The 18,348-nt window shown below is 71.6% G+C and carries 14 protein-coding genes; 7 read left to right on the top strand and 7 right to left on the bottom strand.

Annotated features, from left to right (window positions below):
• The first annotated feature begins 89 nt into the window (after positions 1-89).
• Complete coding sequence (locus tag QMF80_RS22660; protein WP_283456051.1) at positions 90-1,250, top strand: ROK family transcriptional regulator; 1,161 nt, start codon at positions 90-92, stop codon at positions 1,248-1,250.
• Between the two features lie 83 nt (positions 1,251-1,333).
• Here QMF80_RS22660 and QMF80_RS22655 read toward each other — a convergent pair whose 3' ends face one another.
• Positions 1,334-2,116 (bottom strand): GntR family transcriptional regulator, encoded by a 783-nt coding sequence (locus QMF80_RS22655; RefSeq protein ID WP_283456050.1) that lies wholly within the window; start codon positions 2,114-2,116, stop codon positions 1,334-1,336.
• A gap of 277 nt (positions 2,117-2,393) precedes the next feature.
• On the opposite strand from QMF80_RS22655, the gene QMF80_RS22650 reads away from it, so the two are divergent.
• The 3 genes from QMF80_RS22650 (at position 2,394) to QMF80_RS22640 (ending at position 6,566) form a co-directional block, all read left to right on the top strand.
• Positions 2,394-3,272 carry an alpha/beta fold hydrolase gene (locus tag QMF80_RS22650; protein WP_283456049.1) on the top strand — a complete coding sequence of 293 codons (879 nt, stop codon included), beginning with the start codon at positions 2,394-2,396 and terminating at the stop codon, positions 3,270-3,272.
• A 105-nt stretch (positions 3,273-3,377) separates the two neighbouring features.
• Entirely contained in the window at positions 3,378-4,949 is a 1,572-nt protein-coding gene (locus tag QMF80_RS22645) for an alkaline phosphatase D family protein (protein ID WP_283456048.1), read from the top strand.
• A 123-nt stretch (positions 4,950-5,072) separates the two neighbouring features.
• Positions 5,073-6,566, top strand: coding sequence for a GNAT family N-acetyltransferase (locus QMF80_RS22640; RefSeq protein ID WP_283456047.1), 1,494 nt, complete (start codon positions 5,073-5,075; stop codon positions 6,564-6,566).
• Here QMF80_RS22640 and QMF80_RS22635 read toward each other — a convergent pair.
• Positions 6,496-7,758 carry a trans-sulfuration enzyme family protein gene (locus QMF80_RS22635; protein ID WP_283456046.1) on the bottom strand — a complete coding sequence of 421 codons (1,263 nt, stop codon included), beginning with the start codon at positions 7,756-7,758 and terminating at the stop codon, positions 6,496-6,498. The two genes, QMF80_RS22640 and QMF80_RS22635, sit on opposite strands and share 71 nt — an antisense overlap.
• 60 nt (positions 7,759-7,818) lie before the next feature.
• Between QMF80_RS22635 and QMF80_RS22630 the strand changes: the two genes are divergently transcribed.
• Both QMF80_RS22630 and QMF80_RS22625 read left to right on the top strand, forming a co-directional pair.
• Positions 7,819-8,301, top strand: coding sequence for an Lrp/AsnC family transcriptional regulator (locus tag QMF80_RS22630; protein ID WP_283456045.1), 483 nt, complete (start codon positions 7,819-7,821; stop codon positions 8,299-8,301).
• 48 nt (positions 8,302-8,349) lie between these two features.
• Entirely contained in the window at positions 8,350-10,047 is a 1,698-nt protein-coding gene (locus QMF80_RS22625) for a DUF885 domain-containing protein (RefSeq protein ID WP_283456044.1), read from the top strand.
• Positions 10,048-10,144: 97 nt separating this feature from the next.
• Here the strand turns inward: QMF80_RS22625 and QMF80_RS22620 are convergent, their stop codons facing one another.
• Complete coding sequence (locus tag QMF80_RS22620) at positions 10,145-10,699, bottom strand: rhodanese-like domain-containing protein (protein WP_283456043.1); 555 nt, start codon at positions 10,697-10,699, stop codon at positions 10,145-10,147.
• Positions 10,700-10,793: 94 nt separating this feature from the next.
• Here QMF80_RS22620 and QMF80_RS22615 point away from each other — a divergent pair, with 94 nt between their 5' ends.
• Complete coding sequence (locus QMF80_RS22615; RefSeq protein ID WP_283456042.1) at positions 10,794-11,240, top strand: Lrp/AsnC family transcriptional regulator; 447 nt, start codon at positions 10,794-10,796, stop codon at positions 11,238-11,240.
• A 32-nt stretch (positions 11,241-11,272) separates the two neighbouring features.
• Here QMF80_RS22615 and QMF80_RS22610 read toward each other — a convergent pair whose 3' ends face one another.
• The 4 genes from QMF80_RS22610 to QMF80_RS22595 all read right to left on the bottom strand — a co-directional run bounded on the left by QMF80_RS22610 (position 11,273) and on the right by QMF80_RS22595 (position 16,936).
• Positions 11,273-14,284, bottom strand: coding sequence for an AAA family ATPase (locus QMF80_RS22610; protein WP_283456041.1), 3,012 nt, complete (start codon positions 14,282-14,284; stop codon positions 11,273-11,275).
• Complete coding sequence (locus tag QMF80_RS22605) at positions 14,281-15,468, bottom strand: exonuclease SbcCD subunit D (protein ID WP_283456040.1); 1,188 nt, start codon at positions 15,466-15,468, stop codon at positions 14,281-14,283. Before QMF80_RS22605 ends, QMF80_RS22610 begins: the two co-directional genes overlap by 4 nt.
• 22 nt (positions 15,469-15,490) lie before the next feature.
• A complete protein-coding gene (locus tag QMF80_RS22600) occupies positions 15,491-16,540 on the bottom strand; it encodes a tyrosine-type recombinase/integrase (protein ID WP_283456039.1) in 1,050 nt (349 codons plus the stop codon).
• A gap of 210 nt (positions 16,541-16,750) precedes the next feature.
• Positions 16,751-16,936 (bottom strand): helix-turn-helix domain-containing protein, encoded by a 186-nt coding sequence (locus QMF80_RS22595; protein ID WP_266881575.1) that lies wholly within the window; start codon positions 16,934-16,936, stop codon positions 16,751-16,753.
• Positions 16,937-18,348: the final 1,412 nt, after the last annotated feature.

Genomic DNA, 18,348 nt, shown 5'->3' with positions numbered 1-18,348 from the left:
ATTCCGGCCGTTGGGGGGCCGCTTCTCGCCGCCGCCCGGGGCGCGCAGTACGATCCGGCTGACAAGCGCACTAGCTGGGAGGACACACGTTGGGGCAGCTGACCGGCGGGGACCCCTCGCTGCTCCGGCGGATCAACTCCGCCGTGGTACTGCGGGCGCTTCGCGCGGCCGAATCACCGACACTCACGGACCTCACCCGGCTCACCGGGCTCTCCCGGCCCACGGTCGAGGGAGTAGTCGAGGGGCTCATCGGCACCGGGCTGGTCACGGAGGCCGAGGCTGAAGAGGGCGCTCGCAAGCAGGGAAGGCCCGCCAGACGGTTCCGGTTCCGTGCCGAGGCCGGGCACCTGCTCGGGATCGAGATCGGCTCGCACAGGGTCGCGGCTCTGCTGTCCGGGCTGGACGGACGGGTGATCGGGGCCGGTACCAAGGAGGTCTCCGAGAGCGCTTCGGCCGATGAGCGGCTCGACCGGGTCCGAACCACGGTCGCCGACCTGCTGAGGCGGGCCGGCGTACCGAGGGACTCCCTGCGCGCGGTCGGCGTCGGCAGCCCCGGAATCGTGGAGGCGGACGGTACGGTCCGCCTGTGTACGGCGCTGCCGGGCTGGACGGGGCTCCCGCTCGGGGAGCGGCTGCGGCGTTCGTTCCGGTGCCCGGTCCAGGTGGAGAACGACGCCAACACGGCGGCGGTCGCCGAGCACTGGAAGGGCGCCGGGCGCGACACCGGCGACCTGGTGTTCGTGATGGCGGGTCTGAGCCCGGGGGCGGGTTCGCTCATCAACGGGCGGCTGCACCGCGGCTTCGGCGGAGCGGCGGGCGAGATCGGCGCGCTGCACCTGCTGGGCCGCGAGGTGACGCCGGAGAAGCTGCTGTCGACCACCGGCGAGCCCCTGCACCCGCTGGACGAGCGGGCGGTCGCGGAAGTCTTCACCATGGCCAAGCGCGGCGACGAGCGGGCGGTGGCCGCGGTGGAGCGGTTCATCCAGCGCCTCGTGCACGACGTGGCGGCCCTCGTGCTGGCGTTGGATCCGGAGCTGGTGGTGGTGGGCGGCTGGGCGGCCGGGCTGGACGGGGTCCTGGACCCGCTGCGGCGTGAGCTGGAGCGGTACTGCCTGCGCCCGCCGCGGGTGACCCTGTCGCTCCTCGGGGAGGCGGCGGTGGCGACCGGAGCGTTGCGGCTGGCACTGGACCAGGCGGAAGAAGAGTTGTTCGCCGTGGAGAAGACGGTCACGGCGCGAAGCCGCGGCTGACCGTCGGGCCCGTATCCATATCCACCCCGCTCCCGGGGCCGCCTCACGGCAGTGCGAAGGGGCAGGGAGGGAAAACCCCGGCGTCAGGAGGCGACGCGCGTCTGCGGCTCGTGGCTGATCTGGACGTCGCCCGAGTCACCGAAGGTGAGGCGGCAGGTGTCGGCGCGGTAGGTGGCGACGGACACCGCGGCGGTCCCGTCGGCCGTGAAGAAGCGGGTCGTGACGAGCAGCACCGGGGCACCGGGCAGCCGGTCGAGTTCCTTGGCGTCGTCAGCCCGGGCGGAGCCCAGTTCCACGGACCGGTCCTGGCCCTCCAGCACCAGGCGCTGCAGCTCGCGCAGCACGGCGCGGGCGCGGGCGGGCCCGGCGGGGGCGTCTATGCCGGACAGGCCGGGCACCGAGGAACCAGGGACGTACAGCAGCTCGGCGGCGACGACCTGGCCCTGCGTGACCCGGGTCCGGCGCACGGTGTGCACGGTCTGGTCCGTTCCGAACGGGACGTTGCTCGCGGTGCCGAGGAGCTTGGCGACGGCGGCGCTCGGCAGGGTCTCGGCGGCGTCCACGAGCTGCCAGCCGTCACCGGCCTCGCCGGGCCAGTCGTGCTGCGTACTGCCGACGGCGACGCCCACCCGAGGCGGGGCGACGGTGGTGCCGACACCGCGTCGGCGCTGGAGCCTACCTTCGAGTTCCAGTTGTTCGAGCGCCTGGCGCAGGGTCGCGCGGGCGACGCCGAAGCGGGCCGCGAGCTCGCGCTCGTTGGGCAGCACCTCGCCCACGGCGAAGTCCTGGTCAAGCGCCTCGCTGAGCACCGTCTTGAGATGCCAGTACTTCGGCTCCGGCACCGATTCGAGCTGCTTGGTCCCCACCCTGACTCCTCTGCCATCGCTGCAATCGCCGAGTTCCAGCGGCAGTTCCGCGCCCTTGTTTATTAAAGGTCCTTGCACTATCCCTGCGACGATAGGGCGGCGCACCCCCTTGGTCAAGACCAATCCTCATCCCTTTGCCGGGCATGACGGGTATGGGTATCAAGCCGTTCACAGGATGTTCTCGGGGGTGCCGAAGGGTTGTAGCCAGGTGCTACCGGGCGGTAATCATTACTGACAGCGAGTCTCACAGCGCCCACCGCCGCACCCGAGGAGCAGCATGACCGCCACCGCCTCCTTCACCATCGACACTCGGCTCGGCCCCCGCACCACCTCCGTCGCCTACGAGCGAAAGGGCGCGGGCGAACCGGTCCTGCTGCTCCACGGCATCGGCCACCACTTCCAGGCCTGGCGCCCCGTGAGCGACATCCTGGCCGCCGACCACGACGTCATCGCCGTCGACCTCCCCGGCTTCGGCGCCTCCGCCCCGCTGCCCGACGGGGTCTCCTACGACCTGGCCACCGTCGCCCCCGTCCTCGGCTCCCTCTGCGCCGCCCTCGGAGTGGAGCGGCCCCACGTGGCGGGCAACTCCCTCGGCGGGCTGCTCGCGCTCGAAATGGGCCGCATCGCCCTGGTCCGCTCCGTGACCGCCCTCTCACCGGCCGGCTTCTGGAGCGCGGGCGAGCGCCGCTACGCCTTCGCGGCACTGCGCGCGATGCGGGCCGGGGCCCATTCCCTCCCGCGCCCGGCCCTGGAACGACTCTCCCGCAGCGCCGCGGGCCGGGCCGCCCTCACCGGCACCATCTACGCCCGCCCCGCCCGTCGCTCCCCCGACGCGGTGGTCGCCGAGACCATGGCCCTGCGCGAGGCGACCGGGTTCGAGCCGACGCTGGCCGCGGGGGGCTCCGTACGCTTCACGCACGACGTGCCCGGCCTGCCGGTCACCATCGCCTGGGGCGAACGGGACCGGCTGCTGCTGCGCCGTCAGGGCGTCCGCGCCAAGCACACGATTCCCGGCGCGCGGCTGGTCCGGCTGCCGGGCTGCGGACACGTCCCGATGAACGACGACCCGGCCCTCGTCGCCCGGGTCATCCTCGACACCGCCCGCACCCCGCTCCCCGCGGGGAGCGCCCGGCTCCCCGTCGGCATCATCGGCTGACGGCTGTTCATCCACGGTTCGCGTGCGCGACGCGGGCGGGCCCGTGTGCCGGCGGCACACTGGTCCGGCCCGTGCGAGACCGACCGGAACCCTGGAGACGCACCGATGCCGCACACCCGCCGGACCCTGCTCAGCGGTTCACTCGCCGCGTCCGCCGCGCTCGCCCTGCCGCTCGGCGCGGCGGCTCCGGCCTTCGCCCGGTCCGGCCGTCCGAGCGCGTTGTGGGGCGTCCAGTCCGGCGAGGTCACGGAGCGTTCGGCGGCGGTCTGGACCCGCTCGGACCGGCCCGCGTGGATGTACGTCGAGACCTCGCCGACCGAATCGTTCCGCCGTGCGGTGCGCCGCCACCCGGGCCCGCTGCTCGGCCCGGCCACCGATTTCACCGGCACCACCACCCTGCACGGCCTCCCGCCCGGGCAGCAGGTCCACTACCGGGTGGTCCTGGCCGCCCCGGACGACCCGCGCCGTACCGGCGAGCCCGTGTACGGCACCCTGCGCACCAACCCCGTCTCGCGCCGCTCCGGGGTCCGGTTCCTGTGGTCCGGGGACCTCGCGGGCCAGGGCTGGGGCATCAACCCCGATCTGGGCGGCTACCGGGTCTTCGAGGAGATGCGCCTGCGCGACCCGGACTTCTTCCTCTTCAGCGGGGACACCATCTACGCCGACGGGCCGATCCAGCCGAGCGTGACGCTGCCCGACGGCCGGGTGTGGCGCAATGTGACCACGCAGGAGAAGTCGAAGGTCGCGGAGACCCTCGCCGAGTTCCGCGGGAACTTCCGATACAACCTGCTCGATCGCAACCTGACCGCCTTCAACGCCCAGGTCCCCTCGATCGTCCAGTGGGACGACCACGAAGTGCGCAACAACTGGTACCCGGGCCAGTTGCTTGAGGACCCCCGCTACAGCGTCAAGCAGGTCGACGTACTGGCCGCCCGCGCCCGACGGGCCTTCGGCGAGTACTTCCCCGGCACCGGACTCTCCGCGGCGGCAGCCACCGACCGCGCCGGGGGCCGCATCCACCGCGTCGTCCACCACGGCCCGCTCCTGGACGTCTTCGTCCTCGACATGCGCACGTACCGCGACGCCAACTCCCCGGGCCGCCAGACCACCGACCCGGTCGGCATCCTCGGCCCGGAGCAGCTGGCCTGGCTCAAGCGCGAGCTGTCCCGCTCCCGCGCCACCTGGAAGGTGATCGCCGCCGACATGCCGCTCGGCATCGTCGTCCCCGACGGCGCGGCCGACTTCGAGGCGGTCGCCCAGGGCGACCCGGGTACCCCGCTCGGCCGGGAGCTCCAGATCGCCGAACTCCTGCGCCACATCAAGCACCAGCGCGTCACCGGCACCGTGTGGCTCACGGCGGACGTCCATTACACGGCGGCCAACCACTACGCCCCCGAACGGGCGGCGTTCACCGACTTCGCGCCCTTCTGGGAGTTCGTGTCCGGGCCCATCGGCGCGGGCGGCTTCCCCCACGGACGGCTCGACGCGACCTTCGGCCCGGAAACGGCGTACGTGCGGTCCGCGCCGGTGGCGAACATGTCACCGGCCGAGGACCCGCCGTACTACGGGGAGGTCGAGATCGACGGGCCGAGCGCGGAACTGACCGTACGGCTGCGCCAACAGGGCGGCGGCGTCCTCTTCACCAAGACACTCCGGCCGGGACAGGTGGGCCAGTAGCCGTGCTGGCGTCAGCGCCGGCCACACATCGGAAAAGCGGGCGAAATCTGCCGGATCGACACTTAACCAGTCGGTCACAGACCGTTCGTGATCACGCAACACCGCTCCGTCACAGTGGTGTGCATGACTGACCGCAGCCCCGCTTCCGCCCACCGCTCCCAGCGCCCCCAGCGCTCACACCACTGGCGCCACGATCTCGTCGAGCTGGCGGCGCTGTTCTGCGCCGTGGCCGTCGCCGACGCCTTGGCCAATCTCGTGGTGCACGGTCCGCGCGGCCCCTTCATGCTGGTCGCCTCGGCGGTCGCGTTGCTGGCCACCGCCGGGTTCCACACGTGGTGGGCGCGCCGCCACAGCCACGCGCCGCCGCCACGGGCCGGCGCCCCCTCCGGCACGAGCGCGCCCTCCGGCACCGGCGCTCCGGCCGGATCCGCCGCGCCGACGGGCGCCACGGCGCCGGATTCCGCCGCCGACCCCGCGGCCGCCGGCTCCACCACCTTGTGGCGGATGCGGACGACCGTACGGGACGAGCCCGGCAGCCTCGCCGCGCTGTGCACCACGCTGGCCCGGCACAGCGTGGACATCCTGACGCTCCAGACCCACCCGCTGCCCGAGGGCGGCACGGTCGACGAGTTCCTGCTGCGCGCACCGCAGGAGCTGCCCTCCGCCGAGCTGACCCGGGCCGTCGCCGAGGCGGGCGGCCACAGCACCTGGATCGAGCGCGCCGACGCCCACGACCTGGTCGACACGCCGACCCGCGTGCTGGAGCTGGCCACCCGGACCGCGCTGGACGCGGCCGAGCTGCCGCTCGCGCTGCGCAGGCTGCTGGGCCGCTGCACCATCCACTCGATCCCGGCGACCACCCTCTCGGGGCGCCCCAACGCGGCCGCCGCCGCCCCCGTCGAGGGGGTGCTGGAGGAAACCACGATGCGGCTGCGCGACCCCTCGGGCGGCGCGATCACCGTGGAGCGCCCCTACCTGCCGTTCACCCCGACCGAGTTCGCCCGGGCCCGCGCCCTGGTCGAGCTGGACGCCCGGCTCGGCCCGCGCGTCCCGCGCAGCCAGGACGTGCTGACCCTGCCCGAGGGCAACGAGATCACCGTGCGCCGCGCCGACGTCTCCGACGTGCCCGCCGCCCGCGCGATGCACGACCGCTGCTCCGAGCGGACGCTGGGGCTGCGCTACCACGGGCCGGTCGCCGACGCCGACCGCTACCTCGGCCACCTGCTGAGCCCCCGCTTCGGCCGCACCCTGGCCGCGACCACCGCCTCCGGCAAGCTGGTCGCCCTCGGGCACCTGCTTTGGGACGGGGACGAGACCGAGGTGGCGCTCCTCATCGAGGACGACTGGCAGCGCCGCGGCATCGGCTCCGAGCTGCTGGGCCGCCTGATCGCGATGGCGGTCGAGGCCCGCTGTGACAGCGTGTACGCGGTCACCCAGGCCTCGAACACCGGCATGGTGGCGGCCATGCGGAGCCTCGGCCTGCCGCTCGACTACCAGATCGAGGAGGGCACCCTGGTGATCACGGCCCGCCTGGACAGCGCTCCGCTCAGCCCCCGGCCGTCGTACGGGATCCCGGGTGAGCGGCGCTCGTACGAGAGCCCGCGCCACCAGAACTGACCCGTTCGCCGGGCTCCGCCGCCGCGGGCACCGGGCCGAGCGCCTGGTCCAGATCGGCCCACAGGTCCTCCGGGTCCTCCAGCCCGACCGACATGCGCAGCAGCCGGTCGCCGACGCCCGAGGCGTGCCGGTCTCCCTCGGCCACGATGCGGTGGCTGATGGAGGCCGGGTGCTGGATGAGGGTGTCCACGCTGCCCAGGCTGACCGCCGGAGTGATCAGGCGGACCGCGCCGATCACCGCGTGCGGATCGCCGGACGTCTCGAAGGCGACCATGGCCCCGCCGATCCTCGGGTAGTGCACCCGCTCCACCCGGGGGTCGGCGGCGAGCCGCCGGACCAGTTCCCCGGCGGTAGCCGAGGCCGCCCGTACCCGCACCGGCAGGGTGGAGAGCCCCCGTAGCAGCATGTATCCGGCGAACGGGTGGAGCACTCCGCCGGTCGCGAAGCGCACCTGGCGCAGGGTCCGGGCAAAGGCCTCGTCGCAGGCCACCACCCCGCCCATGACGTCCCCGTGTCCGCCCAGGTACTTGGTCGCGCTGTGCAGCACCATCCGGGCTCCGCTCTCGGCGGGCCGCTGGAGGACCGGCGTGGCGAAGGTGTTGTCGACCAGCAGCGGCACCTCTCCGCACGCCTGCGCGGCGGCCGCCAGGTCCAGCTCGGCGAGCGTGGGGTTGGCCGGCGATTCGACCATCACCAGCCCGGTGTCCGGACGGATCGCCGCCGCGATCCCCGCCGCATCGCCCTCGGTGAGGCCCTCGGGGTCCACCCAGGTCACCTCGGTGCCGAGCAGCCCGCCGCTCAGCAGGTGATCGCTGCAACCGTAGAGCGGGCGTACGGCGACCACGTGCCGCAGCCCCAGCGAGGCGCGGGCCAGCAGGGTGGCGGTCACGGCGGCCATGCCGCTGGCGAAGGCCACGGCGCTCTCGGTGCCCTCCAGGCGGGCGAGGGCGTCCTCGAAGCGGGCAGTGGTGGGGTTGTCCAGCCTGGCGTAGACCGGCGGCCCCTCGGGACGGGCTCCCGTGGTGGCGAACCCGTCGATCCGGGCGGCCTCCGCCCGGCTGTCGTACGACGGGTAGGTCGTCGACAGGTCGAGCGGAGGCGCGTGCAGTCCGAGCCGTGCGAGGTCCTCGCGTCCGGCGTGTACCGCTTCGGTGGCCAGCGACCGTCGTACGGTCTGGGCGTTCATCTCCATGGCCGGTACTGTGCGGATCCGACCGGTGATGGCGGGAAAAGGCCGTGCTACGTTCGGCCAATGTCCGATTCTGTCGCTCTCGATCCGGTCGATCTGCACATACTGCGCCTGCTGCAGAACGACGCCCGGACCACGTACCGCGATCTCGCCGCCGAAGTCGGCGTCGCGCCCTCGACCTGTCTGGACCGGGTGGCCCGGCTGCGCCGCTCCGGGATCATCCTCGGCCACCGGCTGCGCCTGGACCCGGCACGCCTGGGGCGCGGGCTGGAGGCGCTGTTGCTGATCCAGGTCCGCCCGCACCGCCGGGAGCTGATCGGTCCGTTCGTGGAACGCGTGCGCGCCCTGCCCGCCTCGCGGGCCGTCTTCCACCTCACCGGCCCCGACGACTACCTCGTGCACGTCGCCGTGGCCGATCCGGCGGAGTTGCAGCGCCTCGTCCTCGACGAGTTCACCTCGCGGCGTGAAATCGCCCGTGTCGAAACCCGGTTGATCTTTCAGGAGTGGGACTGCGGGCCACTGCTTCCGCCCACGTCAGGCTGCTGACAGCGAACGGTAGTGACGCGGACGGGTCTCCCGTATGAAGATGTCCGAATGTCAGACACCCTCCACAGCGGCAACCAGCTGCCCCGCCAGGTCGCGGACGCGTACGTCGACGACCTCATCGCACTCGACCCGATCACCGGCACCTACCTCGGTGTCGCCGCGAGTTCCGGCGAGCTCCCGGACTTCTCCCCCGCCGGGCGCGAGGCCTCCGCCGCGCTCGCCCGTACGACCCTCGCCAAGCTCGATGCCGCCGAGCGGGTCCCGGGCGGCGACAGCGACGCGGAGCGCCGCTGCGCCCGCCTGCTGCGCGAGCGCCTGACCGCCGAACTCGCCGTGCACGACGCGGACGAGGACCTGCGCGCGGTCAGCAACATCCACTCCCCCGTGCACAGCGTCCGCGAGGTCTTCACCCTGACGCCCGCCGAGACGGACGAGGACTGGGCCGCGATCGCCCAACGACTGCGCGCGGTTCCCACCGCGCTCGCCGGCTACCGCGAGTGCCTCCAACTCGGTCTCGACCGCGGCCTCCTCGCGGGCCCGCGCCCCACCGCCACCTTCATCGGCCAGCTCGGCACCTGGGCCGGTGAGGACGGTGCGGGCCCCGGCTTCTTCGCCGACTTCGCCGCGGCGGGCCCCGAGGGCCTGCGCGCCGAACTCGACGCCGCCGTCGAAAAGGCCAACGAGGCCGTCGTCTCGCTGCGCGACTGGATGCGCGACGTCTACGCCCCGGCCGTCAAGGGCGCCCCGGATCCGGTGGGCCGTGAGCGCTACGCCCGCTGGTCGCGCTACTTCAACGGCACCGACCTCGACCTCGACGAGGCGTACGCCTACGGCTGGTCGGAGTACCACCGGCTGCTCGCCGAGATGAAGACCGAGGCGGACAAGATCCTGCCCGGCGCCAACCCCTGGGACGCGCTGCGCCACCTCGACGAGCACGGCACCCACATCGAAGGCGTCGACGAGGTCCAGGCCTGGCTGCAGGGCATCATGGACGAAGCCATCGAGAACCTCGACGGCACCCACTTCGAACTCGCCGAGCGGGTGCGCAAGGTGGAGTCCCGGATCGCCCCGGCGGGCGGCGCCGCGGCCCCGTACTACACCTCCCCCTCGGAGGACTTCTCGCGCCCGGGCCGCACCTGGCTGCCGACCATGGGCCAGACCCGTTTCCCGGTCTACGACCTGGTGTCGACCTGGTACCACGAGGGTGTGCCCGGCCACCACCTCCAGCTCGCGCAGTGGACGCACGTGGCGGACCAGCTCTCCCGCTACCAGGCCACCGTGGGCATCGTCAGCGCCAACGCCGAGGGCTGGGCGCTGTACGCGGAGCGCCTGATGGACGAGCTGGGCTACCTCACGGACGCCGAGCAGCGCCTGGGCTACCTCGACTGCCAGATGATGCGCGCCGCGCGCGTCATCGTCGACATCGGCATGCACCTGGGGCTGGAGATCCCGGCGGAGTCTCCGTTCCACCCGGGCGAGACGTGGACGGTGGACCTGGCGCAGGAGTTCTTCGGCCTGCACAGCGGTCGCCCGGCGGACTTCATCGAGAGCGAGCTGACCCGCTACGTCTCGATGCCGGGCCAGGCGATCGGTTACAAGCTGGGCGAGCGGGCGTGGCTGCTGGGCCGGGACAACGCCCGCGCCGCGCACGGTGATTCCTTCGACCTGAAGGCCTGGCACATGGCGGCCCTGTCGCAGGGCTCGCTGGGTCTGGACGATTTGGTCGACGAGCTGTCCAAGCTCTGACCGGCGCCTGACCGGCCGAACACGGCAACGGGCCGTCCGCTCCCCCCGGGGGGCGCGGACGGCCCGTCCGCGTGCGCGGCCTTCCACGGACCGGCGGTCAGCAGCCGCAGTCGTCGGAGTCCGTGGGCGCGGTCAGCGGGTCCGCCTCGGCGCGCCGCTCGGTGCCCTGCCAGGTCTCCACCTCGAAGCCCTCGCGGATCCAGTACTCGATGCCGCCGAGCATCTCCTTCACCTGGAAGCCGAGCTGGGCGAGGGCGAGGGCGGAGCGGGCGGCGCCGTTGCACCCGGGGCCCCAGCAGTAGGTGACCACCGGGACGTTCTTGTCCAGCAGCCGCTCGGCCTGTTCGGGGACGAGGGCCGTGGGCAGGTGGACGGCGCCGGGCACGTGGGCCTGGTCCCAGGAGGGGGTGGACCGCGAGTCGACGATCTGGAAGCCGAGTGCGGCGCCCTGCTCGCGGTGCGCCCTGAGGGCGCCCGCCACGTCGGAGACGTCGGCATGGAAGGCGAGGCCGGCGGCGAAGTAGGCGGCGGCCGCAGCGGGCGCGGCCGGGGGCACCCGGAGTACGGGGTTGGCGGCTGCCCCGGGGGTGGCGGTGGTTACGGCTGCGGAGGCGGGATCGGCTGCGCCTGCGGGGGGCTGCGTCGTCGTCATGGCTCAAAATCTACGAGCGGGTGATCATCTCTGGAAGTGGGATTCCACTGCCTTCTCCTTGTTCAGCCGGGGTTTCCCCTGCTAGATCTGGCTCATGCCCGACTATTCCCCTGACGCCACGGACTGGCGCATCCTGGAAGCGCTCCAGCACGACGGCCGCGCCAGCTTCGCCGAACTCGCCCGCGCGGTCTCCATGTCATCGAGCGCCGTGACCGAACGGGTGCGGCGGCTGGAGGAAGCGGGCGTGATCACCGGCTACACGGCGACCGTGGATCCGGAGAAGCTGGGAAAAACGATCATGGCGCTCGTCCGGCTGCGCTATCCGCACGGCAACTACAAGCCGTTCCACGATCTGCTGTCGACCACGCCGGACATCCTGGAGGCCCACCACGTCACGGGCGACGACTGTTTCGTGCTCAAGGTCGCGGCGCGTTCGATGTCCCACCTGGAGCAGGTGGCGGGCAAGATCGCCGGGCTCGGCGCGGTGACGACCAGCGTCGTCTACTCCTCGCCGCTGGCCCGCCGCCCGCTCAGTCCGTGACGGCCCCGTGACGCCCCCACCGGCATCCTGGGTCAGGACGCGCCACCCATGTGGTGGCGCACCACCGAACCACCACGCTGCTTGACAACCTCCAGCTGGGTCTGCACCCGTGTGCGCAGGTCAGCGACGTGACTGACGATCCCGACACTGCGGTCCCGCTCCCGCAGCGAGTCGAGTACGTCGAGCACCTCGTCCAGCGCCTGTTCGTCGAGGCTGCCGAAGCCCTCGTCGATGAACAGGGTGTCCAGCCGCATTCCACCCGCCTCGTCGGTCACCACATCGGCGAGTCCGAGCGCGAGCGCGAGCGAGGCGAAGAAGGTCTCGCCGCCCGACAGGGTGGCGGTGTCCCGCTCGCTGCCGGTCCACGCGTCGACCACGTGCAGGCCAAGTCCGGAACGCCCCCGTCCGGTGGCCCGCGCGTCGGAGTGGACCAGGGTGTAGCGACCGCCCGACATGCGCAGCAGTCGCACGGTGGCCGCGGCCGCGACCTGCTCCAGCCGCGCGGCCAGGACGTAGGCCTCCAGGCGCATCTTGCGTTCGTTGTCCGCGGAGGTGCCCGCGGTGAGCCCGGCCAGCCGGGCCACCCGGTCGTAGCTCTGGCGCAACGGGCCGAGGGCGCGCAGTTCGCTCTCGGCCTGGCGGGACAGCCGGTCCAGCTCACCGCAGCGCAGCCGGGCCGCGTCGGCGGCCGACGCGGCGGCGCGCAGCCGGGCTTCGGCCCGCGCGGCCCGGTCCTCGGCGGCGCGCGGGTCGGCGGGCGGCTGCCCGGCCGCGGCGACCGCGTCGGTCTCGGCGAACCGGTCGGCCAGCAGCGCCTCTTCGGCCTGCCAGGCATCCATGCGGCGTTGCAGGGCGCTGCGTTCGTACTCGGCGAGCACGGCGTCGGCCGCGGCCTCGGTCGTGTCGAAGCCCGCCCGGAACGCGGCGTCGGCGAGCCGTCCGTCGGCCTCCTTCAGGCGTTCGGCGGCCGCTTCGGCGCGGTGCAGCGCACTGGCCGCGTCCGCCACGAGCCGGACCCGGGTCTCCAGGAGCCGGGCGCGCTCGCCGACGCTGGCCGAGCCCGACCGTACGCGCGCCAGTTCCGCTTCCAGGGCCCCCTGTTCCTCGTCCAGGGCCTCCCTGCGGGAGGCCCTGGCGGCGATCCGGCGTTCCGCGTCCAGCCGGTCGGCGCTGCGGGTGGCGTGCTCGCGTTCGGCGTGGGCCAGGCGTTCGCGGGCCGCGTGCAGTCCGGCGGCCGCCGCGTGAGCTTCGGCGTGCTGATCGGTCAGTTCCCGGGTACGGGCGAGCAGCTCGGCGGTGGTGGCGTCACCGGCGGCGGCTGCCGCCTCGGTACGGGCCTCCTCCACGGCGGCCAGGCGGCGTTCCGCGGTGGCGCGCCGTTCCTCGGCCTGCTCGAAGCGGGCGTGTGCGGCGTCCTCGGCGGCCCGGTCCACATGGCCGGGGGCGGGGCGGGCGGGCGCGGGGTGCTCGGCCGAACCGCACACGTCGCACGGCCGGCCCGTGACGAGTGCCTCGGCGAGCTCGGCGGCGATCCCGCGCAGCCGGGCCTCCTTCAGCTCCAGCCAGCGCTCCCGGGCCGCCACCGATTCCTCGCGTACGGAGAGCAGCTCGCCGGAGGTGGACTCGGCCTCGGCGGCGAGGGCGTCCCGGCGGCGGGCGGCGGCGAGGTGCAGCCGGGCCGGTTCCAGCCGCCCGGCGAGGTGCTCGGCCCGGGTCGCGGCCTGCTGGGCGAAGTCCACGCTCTCCCGCAGCCGGGCCCGCAGGGGTTCCCAGCGGGCCAGCCAGTCGGCGGACTCCTGGTGCTGCTCCTCGGCGGCGCGGGACTCGCGGTCCAGCGCGGTGCGTTCGCGGGTGATGTCGGCGCTGCGCTGTTCGGTGCGGTGGGCGGCGCCGAGCGCGCCCAGTTCCCCGCGCAGCCGCTGTTCGAGGGCGGCGAGCTGTTCCGCGCCCGCCTCGACGAGGTCGGCGTGCAGCCGGTGGCGGGCGTCGGCCACGGCGTCGGCGGCTGCCCGGTGGGCCGCGGTCGCGGCTTCGCGCAGGTCCAGGGCGGGGGCGACCTGATCGGCCCGGCGGGCCCGGTCGAGGCGGGCGCGGACCCGCTCCCGTTCGGGGGCTGCCTCGGCGAGGGCCGCGGCTCGGTGGGCGGCTTCGGCGTGGCGCCGCTGGAGCCGGTCGAGTTCGCGGGCCTCCCCCGCGGTCCGGCGGGCCGCCGCGTGCCTGCTCTCCATGGCGCTCAGGGCGTAGGTGCGCACGGTCAGCCGTTCGCGGGCCGAGCAGCGGGCCACGGCTGCCCAGGCCCGTACCGCCTCGGCCAGTCCGGGCTCGCCGGGCTGGTGGCCGGGCAGCGGCCAGGCGCGCAGGTCGGCGCTGTCCCCGGCGGCCTGGGCGAGCCGCTGGGCCGTGCCGAGTACCCTCTCGTCACCCGCGCGCACCTTGGCTTCGGCGGCCCGGCGCTGGTCGGCGAGCAGGGTTTCGACGGCGGCGAACCGGCGGGTGTCGAAGAGCCGCCCCAGCAGTCGGCCGCGGGCTTCGGCGTCGGCGCGCAGGAACCGCGCGAACTCGCCCTGCGGCAGCAGGACCACCTGGCAGAACTGCTCGCGGCTCATGCCGAGCAGTTGCTCGATCTCCTCGCCGATCTCCTGGTGGGAGCGGCTGAGTCCCTGCCAGCCGCGCTCGCCGAGGTGTTCGCGGAGCAGGCTCTGCGCCTTGTCCTTGGTGGTGCCGGTGCCGCGCTTCTTGGGGCGGGGCTGTTCGGGGCGCCGGGTGATCTCCAGGCGGCGTCCGCCCGCGGTGAGTTCGAGGGTGACCTCGGTGGCGGTCTCGGGGGCGGCGTGGTCGCTGCGCAGGCTGGTGCCCGGGGCCTGGCGGGGTCCTGGGACGGATCCGTAGAGGGCGTAGCAGACCGCGTCGAGGACGGAGGTCTTGCCCGCTCCGGTGGGGCCGTGCAGGAGGAAGATCCCGGCGCCGGAGAGGGCGTCGAAGTCGATTTCCTGGGGCTTGGCGAAGGGGCCGAAGGCGGTGACCTCGAGCCGGTGCAGCCTCATCGGGCGCCCTCCTCGCGTCCGCCGTCGCGCCGGGCGTCGTCGACGCGCACGTCGTCGAAGGCGGCCCGCAGGACGGCTCGTTCGGCTTCGTCGGCCGCCGCGCCGCCGCCGCGGACGTGCAGGACGAAGTCCTCGGCGATCTCCTGGTCGCTGCGGCCCTTGAGGCGCTGGGCGTAGGAGGGGCCGCCGTCCTCTTCGCGGCCCTCGGGTTCGAAGGCGAGGCTGAGGGTGTGCGGGAAGCGGGCGGTGAGGCGGGCCATCGGGTCCTCGGGGCGGACCGGATCGGTGACGGTGGCCTCCACCCAGGCCTCCTCGTGCGCGGTGAGCGCGGGGTCCTCCAGCAGCTCCTCGATCGGGCCGCGGATCCGGGCGAGCGGGCGCGGCACCGGGGTGTCGACGCGCTCGGCGCGCGGGCGCTCCCGGGGGGCGCCGAGTTCGACCAGCCACATCGTCTTGCGGTGGTGGACCTCGGAGAAGGAGTAGGCGAGCGGGGAACCGGAGTAGCGGACCCGCTCGTTGACCGTCTGGCAGCCGTGCAGGTGGCCGAGGGCCGCGTAGTCGACTCCGTCGAAGACGGAGGCGGGGACCGACTCGACCCCGCCGACGGCGATGTCGCGTTCGCTGTCGCTGGCCTGGCCGCCGGTGACGAAGGCGTGCGCGAGGACGACGGAGCGGGTGCCGGGCGCGCGGGTGGCGAGGTCGGCGCGGACCCGGTCCATCGCGGCGCCGAGCACCGCCTCGTGGCTCACCTTGGGCGCGTCGAACTCGTCCTTGACCAGGGCGGGTTCGAGGTATGGCAGCCCATAGAGCGCCACGTCACCGTGTACGTCGCCCAGTACAACGGGCTCGGCGCAGCGCGCGGGGTCGGTGCGCAGGTGGATCCCGGCCCGGCCGATCAGCCCTGCTCCGACGCCGAGCCGGCGGGCGGAGTCGTGGTTGCCGGAGATCATCACGGTGGGCACGCCGAGGTCGGCGAGGCGGTGCAGGACCCGGTCGAACAGCTCGACGGCAGGCAGCGGCGGCACGGCCCGGTCGTAGACGTCACCGGCGACGAGCACGGCGTCGACCTCGCGCTCCTCGACCGTCTCGATCAAGTGGTCGACGAAAGCGGCCTGGGCGCCGAGCATGTTCACGCGGTGGAAGGCGCGGCCGAGGTGCCAGTCGGAGGTGTGCAGAATCCTCAAGATATCGCTCCGACCTGCACGTTTACCGTTCCTCCGCCTCCGAAACCAGCACGGAACCAGCACGGGCGCCGTGGTCAGCACCAACCACGCTAACGCCAGTCAGCACCTGATCCATCACAGACCTCAGTCTGCCACCGGCGTCCGGGGTCAGGTGACCATAGATGTCAGCGGTGATCTGGATCGTGGCGTGTCCCAACCACCGGGAAACCTCCAGCAGCGACACGCCGCCGGCGATGGCGCTGCTGGCAAAGAAATGCCGCAGTGTGTGGGCCGTCCAGGATTCATCGCCGAAGCCAGCCTTCTTGACCGCATTCCGGAAGTCGATCCGGTAGTTCGAATCCAGCACCTCGCCACCCTGATGGGTGTGCATGAGATAGCCGTCGCGACCGAGGCCGTGCTTGTCTACATGCCGCCTTACAGCGTCCAAGACAGAGGGAGGAACAGGCACGTCGCGCCACTCGCCCTCTTCACGAGCCTTCAGCGGCGACAGCTCGGCTACATATACACCGCCCCGCTTAAGTCTCACGAACTGACGACGGAGCCTAACTGTCCCCCCCTCGAAATCCGCATGCCGCAGGGCCAAGACTTCACCAATTCGTAGACCACAACCCGCCATCAGCCAGATGGAGATTGCCCAGTCTGGGCGGATCTCCCCCGCAACGGACATGACCGCCTTGCCATCGGGAAGAGATTTCTCATCAACCCGCTTGGTCTTAACTCTCGGTAGCGCGGCACGAGCCACTGGCGATTCAGGTATTCGCTTTTCGTTAACTGCGGAGTTGAATAGCGACCGCAGCGGAACCATTATCGAATGATAGACAGTTCTACGCGAGAGACCCCGCTCAACCATGGCAGTACACATAATTTCAACATCGCGGGCCGTGACGCTAATCAGCGACTTCGAGCCAAGATGAGGAATCAGGTGGAGTCTGAAGAATCGGGCATAATTCTGCTTGGTGGTCTCTTTAATCGCTCGGCGCGCCAACCAATCGACCGCATACACACTGACGAGGATCTTCCCGGCATCGGGATCCAGATAAGCATGTTCACGCTTGTCACTCTCGACCTTCACACCATAATCTGCCGCCTCCCGCTTAGAAGGAAGGGTTTTCTCCCGCTGCCGCCCCGTTCGACCTCCCGGCTCCCGGTATCGAACGGTCCAGGAATGCCCACACCGCACCTTTTCGCATGGGAAATTGCGATCCTTCCCATCCACCTTGCATTTTTGGAACACCGTCGCCAAAACCTTACCCCCCTGTTCACCTGTGGCCCAGACAGTTATTTAGCCATACCGCGAGTCAAGATAAGCCACGATATCGCGCTCTCGAAACCGGAGTAGGCGCCCGACCTTTTGCGCTTTAATTCCCCAGGTTCGATATTTGTTCTTGACTGTCACCTCGCTCACTTTTAGCCATCCGGCAACCTCTGCAGGCGTGAGGAGTCGATTACTTCCTCCCGGCACATCCATCTCCAATATTCCGGGCAGCCACAATATCCACCACCATTCATCCGACTGCCGGAGATATGCTGCACCCAAAGGGCCATGCAACTCGCCGAACCGCCATCGAGCGATGGGAGACAAGCCTCGCCACGTCGAACATGACGCATGGATCCAACAGCAGCTGTGGGCAACCAGTCGGGTTCATGCATCCGCATGGCTCCACCGCCAAGCACAGCCACTGCGAACAGATCCAATGATCCGGAAAATCTGGGATTTACGAATTCACGGATCGAGTGATAGATGCCCTCAGCCACCGATTGACCGGGTGTCCCCACCGGCCTCCCCCTGCGCGCGCTCCCGCCGCGAACTACAGGTCAGGCCTGCGCGCTGCGGTGCCTCTTCCCCATCTCCGCCGCGTACGACCTCGTGGACGACCCTCCGCTCCACTCTCCGCACGCGCACGCAGCCAGGTACCGCGATCGGCCAGTGCACCCCGAGGTCAGCGGGGCCCCTCCCCGCGTGTGCTCGTGAACCGGCGGGCATACCGTTCCATCCCCGTGCAGCCCGGTGACCTTGATCCTGTGTAGCGCCATTGAGCTCCCTGCTGAACTATCGAGATGCGTAGTCTCTGACCTGCAGTTTTCCGTCAGACCAGCACGTTGACATGGGTTACCGTGTGATCTCCACTCATCGGACCGGGCTGCCGGTCTGCCTCTAGCGAACTCTGTATGTGCAGCAGGCTGGGTCTGCGTCTACGACCACGAGAGCCAGCAGTTCGTCCCGGGCTAGGCGGGCGAAGTCCCGAGTTGCGCGCTGAACCGTGACGCCCAGCACCTGAGCGGAGTGGCGCGGCGTGACACCCGGGTGCGATGCCACGTAGACCAGAATGGCTCGGTCACGCCGGTACGTATCCCGGAGCAGACTTTCGGCGAAGAGCGCGGCCGCGCACACGCAGAGCGAAAGCGAGGCAGCGACGACTGCATAGTCATGGCACACCTGCCCAAAGACGGCAGAGGCTGCACCTAGGGTGAACAGAATTGGGGCAGTCAGCCGAAATGCAATAGGGAGGTTAGACAGTTGAGGCTCCTATGGTCGCCACACAGGTCAGAGAACGACGGGAGTGCGCAACTGGACCGGTCTCAGTGAATGCGCACAGAGCCGATCCGCTCTTCCCGTGAGTGTTGTAGGTTGACATGCCGTGACGGAAGCTTCCAGCCTTCTCGGGTAACCTTCCCGTCTGCCGTGGGCGAATCCGACGCCGAACGGCCCTGCCATCGAGAAGGGCATTCTGATGCGGACCCTTGAGGAGAAGTGACCTTCCCCTCGTAGCGTGGAGCCTTGACTGCAGGGGAAGTTGAGAGTCATGGCGGAGAAGCGACGGAAGTTCGACGCGGAGTTTCGTGAGGGGGCTGTGCGGATCGTGGCCGAGACGGGTCGGC

The sequence above is a fragment of the Streptomyces sp. G-G2 genome (genome assembly GCF_030063135.1).
GTDB lineage: Bacteria > Actinomycetota > Actinomycetes > Streptomycetales > Streptomycetaceae > Streptomyces.
The sequence above is the reverse complement of the archived record's forward strand: the minus strand, read 5'-3'. Positions and strand labels throughout refer to the sequence as shown.

Coding starts and splice junctions, on each gene's coding strand:
- QMF80_RS22650 (WP_283456049.1), top strand. CDS start 2,394: ATGACCGCCACCGCCTCCTTCACCATCGACACTCGGCTCGGCCCCCGC.
- QMF80_RS22645 (WP_283456048.1), top strand. CDS start 3,378: ATGCCGCACACCCGCCGGACCCTGCTCAGCGGTTCACTCGCCGCGTCC.
- QMF80_RS22640 (WP_283456047.1), top strand. CDS start 5,073: ATGACTGACCGCAGCCCCGCTTCCGCCCACCGCTCCCAGCGCCCCCAG.
- QMF80_RS22635 (WP_283456046.1), bottom strand. CDS start 7,758: ATGGAGATGAACGCCCAGACCGTACGACGGTCGCTGGCCACCGAAGCG.
- QMF80_RS22630 (WP_283456045.1), top strand. CDS start 7,819: ATGTCCGATTCTGTCGCTCTCGATCCGGTCGATCTGCACATACTGCGC.
- QMF80_RS22625 (WP_283456044.1), top strand. CDS start 8,350: ATGTCAGACACCCTCCACAGCGGCAACCAGCTGCCCCGCCAGGTCGCG.
- QMF80_RS22620 (WP_283456043.1), bottom strand. CDS start 10,699: ATGACGACGACGCAGCCCCCCGCAGGCGCAGCCGATCCCGCCTCCGCA.
- QMF80_RS22615 (WP_283456042.1), top strand. CDS start 10,794: ATGCCCGACTATTCCCCTGACGCCACGGACTGGCGCATCCTGGAAGCG.
- QMF80_RS22610 (WP_283456041.1), bottom strand. CDS start 14,284: ATGAGGCTGCACCGGCTCGAGGTCACCGCCTTCGGCCCCTTCGCCAAG.
- QMF80_RS22595 (WP_266881575.1), bottom strand. CDS start 16,936: ATGGATGTGCCGGGAGGAAGTAATCGACTCCTCACGCCTGCAGAGGTT.